18 protein-coding genes are annotated in these 18,756 nt (G+C 59.3%); 6 read left to right on the forward strand and 12 right to left on the reverse strand.

The features are described from left to right. Nucleotides 1-31 precede the first annotated feature (31 nt). The 3 genes from purF to radA all read right to left on the reverse strand — a co-directional run bounded on the left by purF (nt 32) and on the right by radA (nt 3,790). Nucleotides 32-1,516, reverse strand: a complete 1,485-nt coding sequence (gene purF, locus EX00_RS26640) for an amidophosphoribosyltransferase (protein WP_047464699.1) — start codon at nt 1,514-1,516, stop codon at nt 32-34. A 165-nt stretch (nt 1,517-1,681) separates the two neighbouring features. After that, nucleotides 1,682-2,293 carry a CvpA family protein gene (locus EX00_RS26645; protein WP_047464701.1) on the reverse strand — a complete coding sequence of 204 codons (612 nt, stop codon included), beginning with the start codon at nt 2,291-2,293 and terminating at the stop codon, nt 1,682-1,684. Nucleotides 2,294-2,386: 93 nt separating this feature from the next. After that, the gene (radA, locus tag EX00_RS26650; RefSeq protein ID WP_047464707.1) at nt 2,387-3,790 is read right to left on the reverse strand and encodes a DNA repair protein RadA; all 1,404 of its coding nucleotides are present in this window, start codon (nt 3,788-3,790) and stop codon (nt 2,387-2,389) included. A gap of 154 nt (nt 3,791-3,944) precedes the next feature. Here radA and EX00_RS26655 point away from each other — a divergent pair, with 154 nt between their 5' ends. After that, nucleotides 3,945-4,580 carry a LysE family translocator gene (locus tag EX00_RS26655; protein WP_047464709.1) on the forward strand — a complete coding sequence of 212 codons (636 nt, stop codon included), beginning with the start codon at nt 3,945-3,947 and terminating at the stop codon, nt 4,578-4,580. Nucleotides 4,581-4,586: 6 nt separating this feature from the next. Here EX00_RS26655 and alr read toward each other — a convergent pair whose 3' ends face one another. After that, nucleotides 4,587-5,750, reverse strand: a complete 1,164-nt coding sequence (gene alr, locus EX00_RS26660) for an alanine racemase (protein ID WP_047464710.1) — start codon at nt 5,748-5,750, stop codon at nt 4,587-4,589. A gap of 113 nt (nt 5,751-5,863) precedes the next feature. Next, nucleotides 5,864-7,360 carry a replicative DNA helicase gene (locus tag EX00_RS26665; protein ID WP_047464711.1) on the reverse strand — a complete coding sequence of 499 codons (1,497 nt, stop codon included), beginning with the start codon at nt 7,358-7,360 and terminating at the stop codon, nt 5,864-5,866. A gap of 343 nt (nt 7,361-7,703) precedes the next feature. Here EX00_RS26665 and EX00_RS26670 point away from each other — a divergent pair, with 343 nt between their 5' ends. The 4 genes from EX00_RS26670 (at nt 7,704) to EX00_RS26685 (ending at nt 11,851) form a co-directional block, all read left to right on the forward strand. Next, nucleotides 7,704-8,147 carry a MarR family winged helix-turn-helix transcriptional regulator gene (locus EX00_RS26670; RefSeq protein ID WP_047464712.1) on the forward strand — a complete coding sequence of 148 codons (444 nt, stop codon included), beginning with the start codon at nt 7,704-7,706 and terminating at the stop codon, nt 8,145-8,147. Nucleotides 8,148-8,155: 8 nt separating this feature from the next. Then, on the forward strand, nt 8,156-9,796 hold the full coding sequence (locus EX00_RS26675; protein ID WP_047464713.1) for an MFS transporter: 1,641 nt from the start codon (nt 8,156-8,158) through the stop codon (nt 9,794-9,796). Between the two features lie 17 nt (nt 9,797-9,813). Beyond that, the gene (locus EX00_RS26680; RefSeq protein ID WP_047464714.1) at nt 9,814-10,878 is read left to right on the forward strand and encodes an HlyD family secretion protein; all 1,065 of its coding nucleotides are present in this window, start codon (nt 9,814-9,816) and stop codon (nt 10,876-10,878) included. Nucleotides 10,879-11,008: 130 nt separating this feature from the next. Continuing rightward, nucleotides 11,009-11,851: a glycerophosphodiester phosphodiesterase family protein gene (locus EX00_RS26685; protein WP_047464715.1), complete on the forward strand. Its 843-nt coding sequence runs from the start codon at nt 11,009-11,011 to the stop codon at nt 11,849-11,851. A gap of 89 nt (nt 11,852-11,940) precedes the next feature. Here the strand turns inward: EX00_RS26685 and rplI are convergent, their stop codons facing one another. The 7 genes from rplI to EX00_RS26720 form a co-directional block, all read right to left on the reverse strand. Then, nucleotides 11,941-12,522, reverse strand: a complete 582-nt coding sequence (gene rplI, locus EX00_RS26690) for a 50S ribosomal protein L9 (RefSeq protein WP_047464716.1) — start codon at nt 12,520-12,522, stop codon at nt 11,941-11,943. Between the two features lie 20 nt (nt 12,523-12,542). Beyond that, the gene (locus EX00_RS26695) at nt 12,543-13,523 is read right to left on the reverse strand and encodes a DUF2232 domain-containing protein (protein WP_047464717.1); all 981 of its coding nucleotides are present in this window, start codon (nt 13,521-13,523) and stop codon (nt 12,543-12,545) included. A gap of 164 nt (nt 13,524-13,687) precedes the next feature. Beyond that, a complete protein-coding gene (rpsR, locus tag EX00_RS26700) occupies nt 13,688-13,936 on the reverse strand; it encodes a 30S ribosomal protein S18 (RefSeq protein WP_047464718.1) in 249 nt (82 codons plus the stop codon). A 14-nt stretch (nt 13,937-13,950) separates the two neighbouring features. Continuing rightward, nucleotides 13,951-14,397: a 30S ribosomal protein S6 gene (gene rpsF, locus EX00_RS31310; RefSeq protein WP_080761335.1), complete on the reverse strand. Its 447-nt coding sequence runs from the start codon at nt 14,395-14,397 to the stop codon at nt 13,951-13,953. A 373-nt stretch (nt 14,398-14,770) separates the two neighbouring features. Continuing rightward, complete coding sequence (locus EX00_RS26710; protein ID WP_047464723.1) at nt 14,771-15,187, reverse strand: hypothetical protein; 417 nt, start codon at nt 15,185-15,187, stop codon at nt 14,771-14,773. A 352-nt stretch (nt 15,188-15,539) separates the two neighbouring features. After that, complete coding sequence (locus tag EX00_RS26715; RefSeq protein WP_047464724.1) at nt 15,540-16,373, reverse strand: FkbM family methyltransferase; 834 nt, start codon at nt 16,371-16,373, stop codon at nt 15,540-15,542. A 192-nt stretch (nt 16,374-16,565) separates the two neighbouring features. Beyond that, entirely contained in the window at nt 16,566-17,609 is a 1,044-nt protein-coding gene (locus EX00_RS26720; protein WP_047464725.1) for an aldo/keto reductase, read from the reverse strand. 195 nt (nt 17,610-17,804) lie between these two features. On the opposite strand from EX00_RS26720, the gene fabD reads away from it, so the two are divergent. Beyond that, complete coding sequence (gene fabD, locus EX00_RS26725; protein WP_047464727.1) at nt 17,805-18,746, forward strand: ACP S-malonyltransferase; 942 nt, start codon at nt 17,805-17,807, stop codon at nt 18,744-18,746. Nucleotides 18,747-18,756: the final 10 nt, after the last annotated feature.

Consider the following 18,756-nt stretch of genomic DNA (forward strand, 5'->3'; position numbering starts at 1 on the left):
AAAAAGCGCCCCTTATCAGCCGTTACCGGGGTCAGCCGTTGCTTGCAAGCATGGAGAGCTTGCGCACATTGCTGGTGCTTTCCCGGTCGAGCAGGCGGGTCGGATAGTCGCCGGTGAAATAGTGGTCGGTGAACTGCGGCTGCGCATTGTCGCGCGGCGCGCCGCCGACGGCACGGTAGAGGCCATCGATCGACAGAAACGCCAGTGAGTCGACGCCGATGAAATCGCCCATCGCCTTCAGGCTGTTATACTGATTGGCGAGCAGCTTTTCGGCGTCCGGCGTATCGATGCCGTAGAAATCCGGATGAAAGATCATCGGGCTGGCAACGCGGATATGCACCTCGCGAGCACCGGCTTCGCGGATCATCTGCACGATCTTTACCGAGGTGGTGCCACGCACGATGGAATCGTCCACCAGAATGACGCGCTTGCCTTCGATGATGGCGCGGTTGGCGGAATGCTTGAGCTTGACGCCGAAAGCGCGGATCTGCTGTGTCGGCTCAATGAAGGTGCGGCCGACATAATGGTTGCGGATGATGCCGAGCTCGAAGGGGATGCCGCTTTCCTGTGCATAGCCGATGGCCGCCGGCGTGCCGCCATCCGGTACCGGGACGACGACGTCGGCCTCGACAGGGGCTTCCTTGGCCAGATTGATGCCCATGTTCCGGCGGGCAACATAGACGTTGCGGCCGCCGACCACGGAATCGGGACGGGCGAAATAGACATATTCGAACAGGCAGAGCCGCTCTGGCTTGGTGACCTCGGGCTTGCGGGCATCGATGGTGATCGAACCGTCCGGCTGGATCTCGCAGATGACGACTTCGCCGTTTTCGATGTCGCGGACATATTTCGCGCCGATGATGTCGAGCGCGCAGGTTTCCGAGCAGAAGATCGGCTTGCCGTCGAGCTCACCCATGACCAGCGGCCGGATGCCGATCGGGTCGCGCGCCGCAATCAATTTGGTGCGCGTCATCGCGAGCATCGAATAGCCGCCTTCCATCTGGCGGATCGCGTCGATGAAGCGGTCGGAGGAGGAGGCCTGCTTGGAGCGGGCGATGAGATGGAGGACAACTTCGGTGTCCGATGTCGACTGACAGATGGCGCCGTCGGCGATCAACTGCCGGCGCATGGTCAGGCCGTTGGTGAAATTACCGTTGTGAGCAATGGCGATGCCGCCGACTTCCAGTTCGGCAAACAGCGGCTGCACGTTGCGCAGGATGGTTTCGCCCGTCGTCGAGTAACGCACATGGCCCATCGACCGGTCGCCGGGCAGGCGGGCCAGCGTCGCGGGATCGGTGTAGTGATCGCCAACGAGACCCATGCGCCGTTCGGAGTGAAAGCGCTGGCCGTCGAAGGAGACGATGCCGGCTGCTTCCTGGCCGCGATGTTGCAAAGCATGCAGGCCGAGCGCCGTCAGCGTCGCCGCGTCCGGATGGCCGAGAATGCCGAATACGCCGCACTCTTCATGCAGCGTATCGCCGTCGATGTCATCCTCGATGGAAAGGGAATGGGTCATGGCTGCAGGACCTTTGCTCTCAACATGGGTGGGTCGGGGCGGCGTCGCGACTGACTGCAAAAATAGCTGAAAATCCGGCCAGAAAGATTATCGGGCCGGATCATCGGTTTTCATGGCGTTCACATGGCGATTATCGCCCGGCGGGTCAAGCCTGTAAACGCTTTGTCAATTATTCGTTTGCGGCGCCGGCGTATCGTCGGACGGCGCGGTATCGTTCGTTGCGCCACCATCCTGCGGCTGCGACTGCTGTTGATTCGGCGAGATCTTGTTGATGATCTCAGCCGGAAGCATCGCCTGAACATTCTCCGGAAGCGCGGATTTCAGTTTTTCGACCATCGAATCGAGGAAAGGCTTCGATTTTGCGTTGTTGACCCAATCAGGACGGGCGGGCGGTGCGACCAGCCAGTTCCAGAAGGCGACGACGACGACCATCAGCAGCAGGCCGCGGGCGGCGCCGAACAGAAAGCCAAGCGTGCGATCCAGCGCGCCGATGCGGCTGTCGATGATGAAGTCGGCAATCCTGATGGTGATGAAGGAAATGATGATCAGTGCGATCAGGAAGATGACGGCGGCGGAAGCGATCGTCGCGATACGCGTATCCGCCGTGTAGCGCAGCGCATAGGGCACGAGCAGCGAATAGAGATAGTAGGCGGCGACGGCCGAGCCGCCCCAACTGACGATCGAGAGAATTTCGCGGGAAAATCCGCGCACCATGGCCAGAACGGCAGAGAACAGGATGACGCCGATAACAATACCGTCGAAAATCGTAATGGGCATGTATAATCCACTCCAAGACTTGCCATGCCAAGCATGGCTGCCATCGGCCTCACTATGCGCCTCTCTTACCGTCAAGAACGGCTGAAGTAAGGCTCAGTCCTCGTCTTCCGCACGCTTGAGCGCGCCCTTCGATCCGGCAATGCGCACCACCAGATCCGGCAGGCTGTCGATCTCGCTCCAGCGTCCACCATTGCCTTTCGGCAGGTCGGGGGAGGCAGTCGGGAGAAGCGCTGCAGAAAATCCCAGCTTCTCGGCTTCCTTCAGGCGCTGACCAGTGTGCGCAACCGGCCGGACGGCGCCCGACAGGCTGACTTCGCCGAAATAGACGCAATCGGCGGGAAGGGCAATACCGGCCAGGGAGGAAACCAGTGCAGAAGCGACCGCAAGGTCGGCAGCCGGCTCAGAAATGCGATAACCGCCGGCAATATTGAGATAGACATCGTGCTGGCCGAGCCGCACGCCGCAATGCGCTTCCAGAACCGCGAGAATCATCGACAGTCGTGCCGAATCCCAGCCGACGACGGCGCGCCTCGGTGTTCCGAGCGATGTCGGGGCGACCAGCGCCTGCACTTCGACCAGTATCGGCCGTGTGCCTTCCATGCCGGCAAAGACGGCGGCGCCCGGCGATTTGGAATTGCGCTCGCCGAGGAAAAGTTCGGACGGATTGGCCACCTCGCGCAGGCCCATGTCGGACATTTCGAAGACGCCGATCTCGTCGGTCGGGCCGAAGCGATTCTTCACCGTGCGCAGGATGCGGTAGTGATGGCCGCGATCGCCTTCGAAATAGAGAACGGCGTCGACCATGTGCTCGACGACGCGTGGACCGGCGATCTGGCCGTCCTTGGTGACGTGGCCGACCAGCACCATCGCGGCACCCGTCTGCTTGGCAAAGCGGATCATCGCCTGCACGCCGGTGCGCACCTGCGTCACCGTACCGGGTGCGGATTCGGCAAGCTCGCTCCACAGCGTCTGGATGGAATCGATGATGACGAGATCCGGCCGCTTGCCTTCAGCGAGCGTCGCCAGGATATCCTCGACATTGGTTTCCGCGGCCAGCATCACATCGGTGTCGGCGGCATGCAGCCGCTGGGCGCGAAGGCGAACCTGCGCCACCGCTTCTTCGCCGGAGACGTAAACGATCTTGTGTCCGCGTCGGGCTAGCGCCGCCGCCGCCTGCATCAGCAGCGTCGATTTGCCGATGCCGGGATCGCCGCCGACCAGCACTGCCGAACCGCGCACGAAGCCGCCGCCGGTCGCGCGGTCAAGCTCGGAGATGCCGGTGTAGATGCGCGGCGCTTCCTCGATTTCGCCGGACAGCGCCGTCAGCGTCACCGGCCGACCCTTCTTCGGCACCTTGGCGGGGCCGCCGCCGATGCCGCCCATCGGATCTTCCTCGACGATGGTGTTCCACTCGCCGCAGCCGTCGCATTTTCCCGCCCAGCGATTGTGGATCGTGCCGCAGTTCTGGCAGATGAATTGTGTACGGGCTTTTGCCATCGGATGCTGTTCTCAATGTTCGAATACTTCGCTCTTCGAAGCGAATCGCGACCGGCTGTCAGATAATGTCTTTCGCGGCCTATCAAAACTAATGATTTCCACATCAACGGCCATCGTGTCAGGCTTATGCCAGCTTTTTGATGGATGATGACCGATGTTCGACTATTCGCTTGCACACTGGATCGCATTTCTGTCCGCCGCGACACTGCTGAATTTGTCACCCGGACCGGACATCGCCTTTATTCTTGGCCATACGGTCAGAAGCGGCATACGCTCCGGTTTTGCTGCGCTGTTTGGCATATGGAGCGGCGCATGCGTGCATGTGCTGATGGCGGCCGCGGGCCTGTCGGCAATTCTGGCCGCCTCCGCGATCGCCTTTTCAACGATAAAATGGGTCGGTGCCGCCTATCTGATCTGGCTCGGCATACAGGCGCTGCGCTCGAAAGGCGAGGGCGCCTGGATCAAGGAGACCGGCAAGACACTGCCGTGGAGCCGAATCTATCGGCAAGGTATTCTCGTATCATTGCTCAACCCGAAAGTGGCGATCTTCTTTCTCGCCTTCCTGCCGCAGTTCGTCGTCGAAGGCGCCGGCCCGGTCTGGGCACAACTCCTGCTGCACGGCAGTCTCATCATCGTGGTTGCCGCCTTCATTGAGCCACCGCTTATCCTCCTCGGCGGCCGTCTTACCGAGGCGCTGCGGCGCAATCGAAGCGTCGGCCTGTGGCTGGATCGCGGGCTTGGCGCGCTGTTGGTGGCATTGGGCGTCCGCCTGGCGACCAGCACGCGCTGAGGTCGGCTATTCCTCAACCTCTTCCGAGATATACCGCCGCTCGTACCGGAGCCCCAGGCTCGTCAGCATTTCGTAGCCGATCGTGCCGGCTGAGCGGGCCGCGTCATCGACCAGAATATGACTGCCGAAGAGCTCGACATAGTCGCCGGCGCGAACAAGATTGTCCGGCAGATCGGTGATGTCGAAGATGGTGAGGTCCATGGTGACGCGGCCGGCAACGGGAACCTTGTGGCCGGCGATGAAGCCATGGCCGCCAGGCAGACCGGTCTGGCGCAGCGGCACGCCGCCGCTCGACTGGCTGCGCATATAGCCGTCGGCATAACCAGCGGAAACGATCGCGAGCCGGCTATCGCGTGTCAACTGCAACGCCCGCCCATAGCTCACGGTTTCACCTGATTTCACGAAGCGGGTCTGGATGATCCGGGCTTCGGCGGTCGCGACGGGCCGCATCGGATTGGCGATGCCGGGAACCGCTTCGCCGCCATAGGTGGCGATGCCCGGACGGGTGAGGTCGAAATGATAGTCCGGGCCGAGAAAGATGCCGGCGGAATTGGCGAGGCTGGCCTCGATGCCTTCGAAGGCAGCGCTCACCTTGCGGAAGGATTCCAGCTGCTGCCGGTTCATCGGATTGGTCGGATCGTCGCCACAGGCGAGATGGCTCATCACCAGCACCGGCGCAAAGCTTGCCGGACGGGAGACGTCATCGGCCAGCGCCAGTGCGTCCTCCATCGGTAGGCCGAGCCGATTGAAGCCGGTGTCGACCTGCAGTGCGCAAGGATAGTCACCGTATTCCGACAGCACCGACATCCAGAAGGTGAGCTGCTCTTCCGAGGCAATGACCGGAACGAGGTCGTTTTCGAAGAAGAGCCGCTCCATGCCAGGCCAGATGCCTGAGAGTACGAAGATGCGTGCATCTGGAGCGTAGAGCCGCAAGGTCGCGCCCTCGTCGGCGGTCGCTACGAAGAAATCGCGGGCGCCGGCCAGATAGAGCGCCTCGCCGACATCCTCGATCCCCAGCCCATAGGCATCCGCCTTGACGACGGCAGAGGTCCGGGCGCGTCCGGAGCGGCGCTCCATATCGCGCCAGTTCTCGACAAGGGCGTCGAGATCGACTGTCAGTCGCAGGCCGGCAGCGGCAAAAGCGTCGTTGTCGTCGAAACTATCTGTCATGAAACCGCCTGAACGAAAAATGGCCGGAGGGGAATATTGCTCCGGCCAGAATAGGGATCATCAATGCAAAGAAAAAGTGCTGCTCCGCACATATGTGCCGTGGGCGCCCTTCCTCAATGCTCTTCATAGGGGGAGAAAGATGGGTCGGCGAGGTCGGCGAAGCGTGTGAATTCCGCCTGGAAGGCGAGCTTCACCGTGCCTGTGGGACCGTGGCGCTGCTTGGCGATAATGACGTCGGCCGTGCCCTTTACCTTTTCGAACAGGGCTTCCCATTCGGCGTATTTCGGATCGGCCGGATCGCGCGGTTCGGAGTTCTTGACGTAATATTCCTCGCGGAACACGAACAGCACCACGTCGGCGTCCTGCTCGATCGAGCCGGATTCGCGAAGGTCGGACAGCTGTGGCCGCTTGTCGTCGCGGCTTTCGACCGCGCGCGAAAGCTGGGAAAGTGCCACGATCGGAACGTTCAGTTCCTTGCCGAGCGCTTTCAGGCCGGTGGTGATCTGGGTGATTTCCTGGACGCGATTTTCGTTCGATTTCCCCGAGCCGGTCATCAGCTGAACGTAGTCGACCACGAGAACGTCAAGACCGCGCTGTCGCTTCAGGCGCCGCGCGCGCGCAGACAGCTGGGCGATGGAGATGCCACCGGTCTGGTCGATGAAAAGCGGCACCTTCTGCATCATCATCGAGCAGGCAACCAGTTTTTCGAAATCCGCATCGTTGATGTCGCCGCGGCGGATCTTTGACGAAGAGACTTCCGTCTGCTCGGAGATGATACGGGTGGCGAGCTGTTCGGACGACATTTCCAGCGAATAGAAGCCGACGACGCCGCCGTTCTTCGCCTTGGTGGAGCCGTCCGGCTGCACTTCGCCTTCGAAGGCGGCGGCGATGTTATAGGCGATGTTGGTGGCCAGCGAGGTCTTGCCCATGCCGGGACGGCCGGCGAGGACGATCAAGTCAGAGCGCTGCAGGCCGCCCATCTTGCTGTCGAGCGAGTGAATGCCGGTGGAAATGCCCGATAGGCCTCCATCGCGTTCCTTGGCGACGGCCGCCATGTCGATCGCCAGCGCCACGGCATCGTTGAAGGCCTGGAAGCCGCCATCGTAGCGGCCATTCTCGGCAAGTTCGAACAGCCGGCGTTCGGTATCCTCGATCTGGCTCTGCGGCGGCATGTCGAGAGGCGCGTCATAGGCGATGTTGACCACATCTTCGCCGATGGTGATCAACGCCCGGCGCAGCGCAAGGTCGTAGATGGCGCGGCCGTAGTCCTCGGCATTGATGATCGAGACGGCTTCGGTGGCGAGACGGGCGAGATATTGCGCCACGGTCATATCGCCGACCTTGTCGTCGGCCGGCAGGAAGGTCTTGATCGTCACCGGATTGGCGGTCTTGCCCATGCGGATGATATCGCCCGCCACTTCGTAGATCTTCCGATGTAGCGGCTCATAGAGATGGATGGGCTTCAGGAAGTCGGAGACGCGGTAATAGGCGTCATTGTTGACGAGGATGGCGCCGAGCAGGGCCTGCTCCGCCTCGATATTGTTCGGCGCTTCGCGGTAATGCGCTTCGGCGGGAGCAATGGCGGCAATGTTGCGCGCAGCTTCGTTCATTTTCCGTCTCTTCGTCTCTTGGTGTGCCGAATGGTTTGCGACGTTCCGGTGTCACGGTCAATTGCAGAAGAGCCACAGTGTGACGCGCGAGACGAATTCGTTCGCGCTATTCACGTTGTTCCACTCATCCACAGGGACAAACTCTCCGCAGTAAAAAAGTCTTTGTCGCTGGCTTGCAATGGAGTTGCCGACACGCGAATCACTTATGCAGAATGTCTGACGATGATTTTAACTCAGCCCACGCCAGCATACATCGGTAAACTGGCGGTCGCCCTTGTAAAAATGAAAAAATCCAGCTATTTCCTTGAAATAGGGTAGGTTTTTAATCATGTAAAGTAGCTATATGCCGGGTCATCCACAGCGCCGAGAAATCTTCGACGAGCTTTCCGCCTTCAATCGGAAGCTGAGAGCGGCGTTCGACAGTCTGGTGCGCGAGCATGGCATGACGCTGGCGAGAGCGCGTGTTTTCCATAAGCTTTCCCGGCGCGACGGCATCAACCAGCGGGAACTTGCCGACGAGTTGGAGCTTGAGACCCCGACGCTGGTGCGCATTCTCGACGCCATGGAAGCGCAGACTTTCATCGAGCGCCGCGCGGTGCCGTCGGATCGGCGCGCCAAGCAGATTTTCATGACGGAATCCGGAAAAGTCGTCGCCGCCGAAGTCGAGGCTCTTGCCTCCGGCGTGCGCGCGGATATCCTGCAGGGAATTCCGGAGGAGGATATCGGCATGGCACTCAAGGTCATCCGCGCCATGACCGCGAATTTGCAGCATGTGGGCAAGTCATGAGGTAACGTATGAGCGGTGAGCCGGGCCAGGTCGCGAATGCGAACGCCAACATAGTCGCTCCATCGCCCATGCCCAGCTGGAAGGTCCCGCTCTACATCGCAGCGTCTGTGATGTTCTTCCTGACGCAGGGCCTCGGTCTCAATCTCGCTCTGGCCAACCTCACGCAGATCCAGGGCACGATCGCCGCCACCACCACCGAATCGGCATGGCTGTCGGCCGCCTATATGGCTCCGAACGTCAGTCTCGCCATCGCGCTGGTGAAGATCCGCATGCAGTATGGCGTGCGTAATTTCGCCGAGGTCAGCATTATCGGCTTCGTCGTCGCCTCGCTTCTCAATCTCTTCGTCTCCGACCTGCAATCGGCCATCGTCGTCCGCTTCCTGAGCGGCATTGCCGCGGCACCGCTCTCGACGCTCGGCTTCCTCTATATGCTCGAGGCCTTCGAGCCGGCCAGGAAGATGACGATCGGCGTCAGCCTGGCGATGATGAATACGCTGCTGGCCGCGCCCATCACGCGCCTCGTCTCACCGTCGCTTCTCGACTACGGCGAATGGCGTGGGCTTTATACGCTGGAGATGGCATTGGCGCTGTTGGTGATGCCGATTATCTATCTGCTGCCGCTGACGCCGCCGCCGCGCGTGAAGGTCATCGTCTTCGGGGATATCATCAGCTATCTATTGATCGCCATCGGTTTCGGCTGCCTGGCCGTCGTTCTCTCGGTCGGGCGGCTCTACTGGTGGCTGGAAGTACCCTGGCTCGGTGTGCTGCTGGCGCTCAGCATCGCCAGCCTGACGCTCGCGGCCGTCATCGAACTGCGCCGGGCGACGCCGCTGATCGACGTCCGCTGGCTGCTCAGTCCAGCAATCCTGCATCTGACCGCCATTCTTCTGCTGTTTCGCATCATCTTCGGCGAGCAAAGTGCGATCATCATGACGTTCTACCAGAACGCCGTCGGCCTGCTCTATGATCAGCTCTCGATGCTCTACTGGATCATCCTGGTTTTTTCGATTGTCGGCGGCCTCGTCTGCACGGTGCTGATGCGCTATGGGTTGAGCTGGCAGATCCAGTTTGCAGGGCTTGTCATGATGGCGGCGGGCGCCTTCATGGATGCGCAGGTCACGACACTGACACGGCCCGAGCAGATGTATCTCAGCCAGGCGCTGGTGGCGGCGGGCGCGGCTCTTTTCCTGCCGCCTTCCATGTCCGAGGGCTTCAAGGCCGCCTTTTCGAAAGGTCCGCCTTATCTGGTGACCTTCTTCGTGGTCTTCACCTTCACGCAGAGCATCGGCGGCCTGATCGCCTCGGCCTTCTATGGAACGTTGATCGTTATCCGCGAAAAATTCCATTCTGCCGTGCTGACCGAGCGCGTGTTGTTGACCGACCCGCATGTCGCCCAGCGTGTCAGTCAGCTTTCATCGTCCTACGGCAAGGTGATCGGCGACAGCGCGCTGTTGAAAGGCGAGGGATTGGCGCTGCTTGGCGCACAGGTCAGCCGCGAGGCCAACACGCTCGCCTATGCCGATGCTTTCCTGGTTGCCGGCGTAATCGCCGTCGTATCGCTCGCCGGACTTTCGCTGCATGTATTCTATCGCTTCATCAAGGCACGGCTTGCCGACGATCGGCCGCAGACCGTGGCATCCAACTCCTGAGGATATGAAATAGCTCCATGTCGAGGCTCGTTCGCTCCCCCATCGAAGTCATTGCTGTTCTCGCCGGTGTCGGCGGCATCATGCTGGTGCTTTATGCCTGGCACCTGCCGCCCTTCAAAAGCTCCGTCGAGACGACCGACGATGCTTATGTCAAAGGTTATGTCACCACCATCAGTCCGCAGGTCAGCGGCTATATCACCGAGGTGCCGATCAAGGACTACAAGCTCGTCAAGCAGGGCGAAGTGCTGACCAAGATCGACGACCGCATCTATCAGCAGAAGGTGGCACAGGCGCGCGCGACGCTGGACGGCCAGAAGGCGGCGCTTGCCAATTCGCAGCAGCAGGAGCAGGCCGCCAAGGCCGGCATCGCCTCCAGTCAGGCGCAAATCGACAGCGCCAATGCCGCGCTGAAGCGCGCGCAGCTCTCCTGGGAGCGTGTAACGACGCTGGTTGCCAAGGGCGTGTCCACCACCAGCGATTCCGAGCAGGCGCAGGCGACGCTGCAACAGGCGCAGGCCGCCGTGAACCAGGCGAAGGCCGCCCTTGACGTATCGCAGCAGAACCTGACGACGATCATCGTTAACCGCGCCTCGCTGGAGGCTGGCGTCAGCGGCGCGGAAGCAGCCGTGCAGCTCGCCAATATCGATCTTCAGAACGCGACCATTGTCGCGCCGCAGGACGGCCGGGTAGGGGAAGTCGGCGTGCGCCTTGGCCAATATGTGACCGCTGGAACGCAGCTCATGGGTCTTGTACCCAGGGATATCTGGGTGATTGCCAATTTCAAGGAAACCCAACTCGACGGCATGAAGATCGATCAGCCGGCAACGATTTCCGTCGACGCACTCGGCCACCGCAAGATCAAGGGCCATATCCAGCGCTTCTCGCCGGCGGCGGGCTCGGAATTCGCCGTCATCAAGCCTGACAACGCGACCGGCAATTTCACCAAGGTCGCGCAGCGCATCGGTGTCAGGATCAAGATCGATAAGGATCAGCCGCTCGCGGACGATTTGGCGCCGGGCATGTCGGTTGTCGTCTCGATCGACAAGACGTCTCAGCCGGAAGTGGGCGTCAACGACGACTAGACCCTTTCGACACTCCTTCGAATCTCCTGTCATTTCAAATCAGCAATGGTGTGATTGAAGAGGCTTACCAGGCGGGGCCTGACGGTTGGGCAGCTCCCTATGCCTCCGGGAATTGAAGGAGAACAGGTTCGTGGCTTCGAATAGGCATTCCTACGTCGATTACATCGCTGACACCGATCGATCCTGTGCGATCACCGTCCATCGTGGTGATTGGCGTGCGGCCCCGGAAAATAGCCTTCTGGCAATCGAGCGCGCCATAACAGACGGCTATGACGTTGTGGAAATCGATGTGCGGCGCAGCAGCGACGGCGAATTTTTCCTGCTACACGACGATACGCTCGAACGGATGGCCGGCCTTGATCGGGAGCCCGAGGCGCTGACGTTGCAACAATTGTCCAGCTTGAACCTGCGCAATCGCGATGGCGGGGAGACCAGCCCGCTAACGGATGAAAAGCTGCCGAGCTTGAGGCAAGTCTTCGACCTCACGCGGGACCGCATTTTTATCCATCTCGATATCAAGCAAAAGGAAATCATCCCTGATGTGATCGCTTATGCCCGCGCGGCGGGCGTGGATCAGCAGGTCGATTTCTGGTCGACCGTTAAGACGGCCGAAGACCTGAAATGGGTTTACAAAGAAGTGGTGCCGCACCGGGTCCCTTTCATAGCCAAGACCCGCCTGGAGGAGCCGGATGCTGAAAACCAGCTCGAGCTCGTATTCAAGCTGAAGCCGTTTGTATGCGAGGTTACGTTCGCCCGATTGCAGCAAGTTGCCGAGCTCAAGAACCGGTTCAATGAGGCAGGTATTGCGCTCTGGGCGAACACCCTTGACTCGGTCTCTTGCGCCGGGTTCACCGATACTGCGGCGCTCAAGCATCCGGACGCGATCTGGGGACGTTTGATCGATGCCGGCGTTTCCGCCATTCAGACCGATGAGGCGGAGGCGCTGAGGGCGTATATCGGCACAAGAATATGAGTTTAGCCGTGATCTCGATGATCGCATAATTAAAAAAAAGCCCGGATCGCGAGATCCGGGCTTTCGCATATCCAGCAATGGGCTGGAAATTATGCGTCGTCGTCTTCGGCGTTGCCGTCGGCTTCCGGATCGAAGAAGTCTTCCGGACGCAGAGCGTCTTCGTCGACGCCGTAGATGGCGTCAGCAGAGGTGAGGGTTTCGCCCTTGGTCTGACGTTCGGCTTCTTCAGCGGAGCGGGCAACGTTGAGCTCGACGGTGATTTCGACTTCGGCGTGAAGCCCGATGGCAACGTCGTGCAGGCCAATGGCCTTGATCGGCGTGTTCATGTGAACCTGGCTACGGCCGATGCTGAAGCCTTCAGCGGCGAGGATTTCAACCACGTCACGGGCAGCGACCGAACCGTAGAGCTGGCCGGTTTCGCCAGCCGAGCGAACGACGATGAAGGACTTGCCGCCGAGAACGTCGGCAACCTTCTGTGCTTCGCTCTTGCGCTCGAGGTTACGGGCTTCGAGCGTTGCGCGCTCAGCTTCGAAACGGGTCTTGTTGGCGGCATTGGCGCGCAGGGCCTTGCCGAGCGGCAGCAGGTAGTTACGGGCAAAGCCGTCGCGAACCTTGACCACTTCGCCCATCTGGCCGAGCTTGGAGATACGCTCCAGGAGAATGACGTCCATTGTAGTGTTCCTTTCAGATGTCAGATTTTCGTGTCTGGTTGTTTGGGTATTTCGGCATTCTTGTTCGGGGTCAGCGCGATCGCCTTGCGCGTATCGTAGAGCCCGAGAACGAGGATGATGAAGAGCGGCACTGTCAGCATCACCGATGTCAGGTAGGCGAGGATCAGCACGGGTATGCGCCAGTCCTTGCCACGCGTGTGGTAATGCAGCGACGCGAAGCCGGAAGCGATGAAACCGGCGCCGAAGGCACCGAGCACGGCGGCGCCGATCAAGGCCGGGATGCCGCCGAAGAACATGGCGACGACCGCCGCGAGAAAGACGAAGATCGCGTTGCGGTTCATGCGCAACGCGGAGGGAATGTCCTCGCGCGGGCGCAGGTTGCGGCCGGAGGTCGCGACGATGCGGATGGCCATATAATAGGCGGCAAGCAGCATCATGACCCAGATCATGCCCCAGACGAGGGGAATGGCGTAGAGCATCAGCGACTTCGTCTTCGCGATCACGTCAGGATTGAGCTGAAGCTCCGGCTGCTGCTGGTTCATGGCGGCAGTATAGACATCGACCACCTGGCCGACGAGATCGGCGCTATAGCCCATGACCGCGCCAGCGATGACGATGACAACCGCCGCGAGGCCGCAGAGATGTAGCATGATGTCCGAGAGCGGATACCAGGCCGTCAGATGCTCGGGCCCGCCGAGTTCAGAAGCCGGGCGTGCGAGATTGGCTAGATGACTGAGCCAGGCCGGCACCAGTGCCAAAAGCACGGCGAAGAGCCCGAAGGATGGCGATTGGCCAACAGCGCCGGCAATGCCAGCCGTAATAACGGCGACGATGACGGCAATGTTGCCCCAGCCGAGGCCGACAATGAGAATGGGGAGGGCGGAGAGCGCGCCGAACAGGATGAACAGCAACGGCTGTACCGTCGCGCCATACACGAGTAGGGCGGCGGTCAGACCGGCGAGGGCGCCGATACCAAGCACTTTTGCGTTCAAATTTTTCACGTCGCTGTCCTGCTTCGTATCGAGCAGTTAGAGGATGCTTCCGAACCGCGGTTCTAAAAAGCCGTCCCCAACATGGGGTTTCAAGGTTCCGATCCACGCCCACCGCGGAAGGGAGAAGGGAAGGCACGAATGCCTTCCCTCAAATCATGCAATGTCGTCTCTGATTAAGAGAGGACGTAAGGCAGCAGGCCGAGGAAACGGGCGCGCTTGATCGCCTGGGCGAGTTCGCGCTGCTTCTTCTGGGAAACAGCCGTGATGCGGGACGGAACGATCTTGCCACGCTCGGAAATGTAGCGCTGCAGGAGACGGACGTCCTTGTAGTCTATGCGCGGCGCATTGGCGCCCGAGAACGGGCAGGTCTTGCGGCGGCGATGGAACGGACGGCGGACCGGTGCGGAGGAAACTTCAGACATTGTTCAAAATCCCCTTATACGCGGTCTTCGCGCGGACGGCGCGGACGGTCTTCGCGGTCACCACGATCCGGGCGCGGACCACGATCGCCGAAGCCGCGCTCCGGACGGTCGCCATCGCGGCGCGGACGGTCGTCACGGTCGCGCTTCTGCATCATGGCAGACGGACCTTCTTCGTGCTTTTCAACAGCGATCGTCATGTAACGCAGGACGTCTTCGCTGATGCGCATCTGACGTTCCATTTCCTGGACGGCAGCGGCCGGTGCATCAATGTCCATCAGGGCGTAATGAGCCTTGCGGTTCTTGTTGATGCGATAGGTAAGGGACTTGAGGCCCCAGTTTTCGATACGCCCGACCTTACCGCCGTTAGCTTCGATAACACCCTTGTACTGTTCTACGAGGGCATCGACCTGCTGTGCGGAAATATCCTGTCGGGCAAGGAATACATGTTCATAAAGAGCCATGATAGCTTCGCCTTTCTTGCGTTGATCTGAACCCGGGCTCTAGCGGCTAAGCCTCAACGACTGCTCCTGAGTAGGGATAACCCCAAGCAAGAAAAGCGTTTCCGAGACGGTCGAGAGCGGAGACACGGGAGGCTGGAACGCTTCCGTTCCGACGATTTTCCCTAGAGAAAATCGGCCCTCCGTTCAGCCACCAGCCAGAAGACCGGGTTGCGAACAGGGCGGCTTATACGGATTTTTGCGGGAAAGGCAAGGGGCGAGGGTAAATTGCGCTGTGTGCTCGAGCGTTGCCAATTGAAAACTGCTCGACCTTTTCCGCGGTACTGCAATTTCGCCGTCCTGGCCAGGTGCAAAGGCGCTGGCCAGGACGAGGGATTTACTCTTCTATGGAGAAGTCAACGGTTTGCATCGGCTCGCCATTGACCGAGAATATGATGTTGTAAGTGCCGATGGGCCAACCATTGTTCGGTTTGGTGATCGATGAATCGGCATGATTTTCAATTGCTCCAACGTCGAAGCTTACTTCGTCGATCTTGTAATTCGGCGGAGCTGCGCCGGCGGTATCGACCGCAATCCAGGATACGGTGATCTTCGAGCCTGACTTGACCTCATCCGTCAGGTCCGCCGATACGAATATCTTGTCGGTATCCGGGGCAAAGGTGTCTTCGGATGTCTCGGCGTCCTTGGTTGAGGAGACGACGATGTTTTCGAAGCCGTCAGCCCACGCCATGGACGAGATAGCCGTGGCCGTGCTGAAGGTGATTGCCCAGATTGCATGTTGGACGCGACGCATTCCCAGAACCTCTCTTTTAGGATGTGTTCTGGTCCAATATCAGCTTGAATATAAAGAAGATTTAAACTTGTGATGTCTCTGGTTGATAATAATAGATATCGATATGTTTTCTTTGGTGTGGTGTAATTCGCAAGAAAATATATCTTTTCAGAATATATTATACGAATTTTTCAGATAGAAAATCTGGAATATGTCGGCCGCTGCCGATGAAGAAGCTATAGAAATTCATATTTTGCGCCAGAAATTATCCTATATCGGGTGATCAATGTCACCGAGCGAGCTGCCTATGGCACAAAAGCTCAACCGTCAGAGGCCGAGAAGTGGTTTTATGCGTTGAGGTTCATCAACGTTTTCAAGATGACGGAGCCGCTATCTCGATCGTCTTACCATCCCGAAGCCTGTCGGAGACATACCAGCCGTCCCATTGGGAGAACTGCTCGAATACTCTCTTGTATCCCTTGCTCTCCAGCAGCCTTTGTATCGCTTTTTCCGTCGTCGGATTGTTCTCTACCGATATGAGATCAAATTTGCGGTCGAAGCTGTAGGCGGACAATATATCCAGCTCGCTGCCCTCTGTGTCGATCGACAGATAGTCCACTATGGGCGGCGCCTGATATTTTTCCAGCAGATCATCCAGGGAGATCGTTTCCACCTGAATATGCTTTCCCTGGCTGCGAACATCGGAGAAGTGATCGCCCTTGGAAAAATCGGCAATCGCGCTCAGTTCGGGATCGGATTCATCGGTCGCGATAAACGTGACAATCTCGTTGGATTTCGAAGAGACGCATTTGTGCTCGATAGAGGCCGTTCTGTTGGTCGCCAGATCCGTGTGCCAGATAGGATTGGGCTCCGCCAGAATACCGTTCCATCCCAGCTTTTTTTCGAGCAGCCAAGTATTGCTATTCTTCAGTCCGTTTGTTGCGCCGAACTCTACGAAAAAGCCGCCTCTCTTCTCCGATAGCTCGAAACACACCCACAAATCCTGCATGATCTGGGCTTTGGACCAATTCCGCCTAGATAAGCAATAACTAATAAATCTAATGTCTTCATTTAAGATGATATCTGATATCTGGGGCCGGTTCAGACGAATGGCATTGAATATCGTTTTCTGCATAGACTTATTGCTGTGAAATCTATCGAAAATAGCTGCCATGCTGGAAAAGGTAAGTTTTCTTACATCGAACATTCTGACTATCCAGATGAGAGTATAAGTCAGATTAGACTAAAGTAACTTTACGTATCGATCAATACTTATGCGCGACGATCGTGATGTGAGTAGCTCTCATAGCGTGCGCAACACAAAATCAGGCCGGTGACTACCGTACAAAACCATCGTTGCGCCTCGCCCGAAAACGGACGAGGCGTCTTTCGCTGGGGATTACATCGGCAGCGGATACACCCGATGCACCTTTTCGATCTCCGCCAACACATCTTCCGACAGCGTCACATAGGCGGCGGCGATATCGGTCTCGAGCTGGGCAATCGAGGTTGCGCCGATGATGACGGAGGTCATGAAAGGCTTGGTGAGGCAATAGGCGAGTGCCAGCTTGGACGGGTCGAGATTGTGCTTGGCGGCGATCTCGAGATAGGCCTTGACGGCAGGTTCCTGCAGCGGCTGCAGGCGGCCGCCAATATCGTGGTTGATCGAACCGCGCGAGCCGGCCGGGCGCGCGCCGCCGACATATTTGCCGCTGAGGATGCCGCCGGCGAGCGGCGAATAGGCCAGAAGGCCGACATCTTCATGGTGCGACAGCTCGGCGAGATCAAGATCGAAGTGCCGGTAGAGCAGGTTGTACTCGTTCTGCGTCGAGACGACGCGCGGCAGGTTCTTCTGCTCGGCGATCGTCAGATATTTCTGGATGCCCCAGGTCGTCTCGTTGGAGAGACCGAGGGCGCGGATCTTGCCGGCCTTCACCAGCTCGCCCATCGTCTCCAGGATATCGGTGATGTTGGCGACCACCTTTTCGCGGTCCTGGGTGAAGGGGTTGTAGCGCCAGTTCTGGCGGAAGTGGAAATGGCCGCGGTTCGGCCAATGCACCTGGTAGAGATCGATATAGTCGGTCTTCAGCCGCTTCAGGCTAGCGTCGATCGCCGCGCGGATATTGGCGGCATCCGCGCCCTGGCCGTTGCGCAGATAGTCGCGGCCAGAACCGGCGACCTTGGTGGCAAGCACGACGTCCTTGCGCTTGCCGGTCTTTTCGAACCAGCTGCCGATATACTCTTCGGTGCGGCCTTGAGTCTCCGCGCTGACGGGCGTGGTCGGATACATCTCAGCGGTGTCGAAGAAATTGACGCCCTTTTGCAGGGCATAATCCATCTGCCCGTGCGCCTCGGCTTCGCTGTTCTGCGTGCCCCAGGTCATCGTACCCAGGCAAATCTGCGAAACGGAAATATCGGTGCGGCCTAAATTCTTATACTTCATGGGAAAACCTTGCGGATAACAGGAAATCTCTCTGGGGAGGGTCGAGCGAATTTAGGCTCGAATTGAGCAAGCGCAAGAAGAAAATTGCCCCAGTTCGCAACCGCAAAAGCCGTTGGCTACGGGGCTTGCGCTATTGACTCCACCGCAAACAATGTCATTTGGGAAGCGAAACGACCCCATAGGAAGCCTAATATAATGACTGTAGCTTTCACATTTCCCGGCCAGGGCAGCCAAACTGTCGGCATGGGCAAGGACCTCTCGGACAATTTCGCCGAAGCGCGCGCCGTCTTCGAGGAAGTCGACGAAGCGCTCGGTGAAAAGCTGTCCGACGTCATCTTCAACGGCCCCGAGGACAAGCTGACGCTGACGGCCAATGCTCAGCCAGCGCTGATGGCGGTGTCGATCGCCGTCATCCGTGTTCTTCAATCGCGCGGTTTCGATCTGAAAAGCAAGGTCGCCTACGTGGCTGGCCATTCGCTCGGTGAATATTCCGCTCTCTGTGCCGCCGGCACGTTCTCGCTCGCCGATACGGCGCGGCTGTTGCGCATCCGCGGCAACGCCATGCAGGCGGCGGTTCCGGTCGGCGTCGGCGCCATGGCGGCGATCATCGGTCTGGAACATGCAGATGTCGTCGCTGTCTGCGCGGAAGCCTCCGTCATCGGCGCCTGCCAGATCGCCAACGACAATGGCGGCGGCCAGATCGTCATTTCCGGCGAGAAGGCCCCGGTCGAGAAAGCCGCGGAGCTGGCAACTGCCAAGGGTGCCAAGCGCGCTATCCTGCTACCGGTCTCTGCTCCCTTCCATTCCTCGCTGATGGCGCCCGCCGCCGAAGCGATGCGCGCGGCACTTGCCGATGTTGCGAAATCCAATCCGGTCGTGCCGCTCATCGCCAATGTTCGCGCCGCTCCGGTCACGGATGCCGGCGAAATCGCCAATCTTCTCGTGGAGCAGGTTACGGGCCAGGTGCGCTGGCGCGAGACGGTGGAATGGTTCGCGGCCAATAATGTGACAACATTGTATGAGATCGGTGCCGGCAAGGTGCTGACGGGGCTTGCAAGGCGCATCGACAAATCGGTGAACGGGATCGCGGTGAATTCGGCCGCCGATATCGATACCGCGCTTACAAGCCTGCTTTAGAATATTACGG

It is taken from the genome of Martinezella rhizogenes, assembly GCF_000799715.1.
Taxonomy (GTDB): domain Bacteria; phylum Pseudomonadota; class Alphaproteobacteria; order Rhizobiales; family Rhizobiaceae; genus Rhizobium; species Rhizobium rhizogenes_C.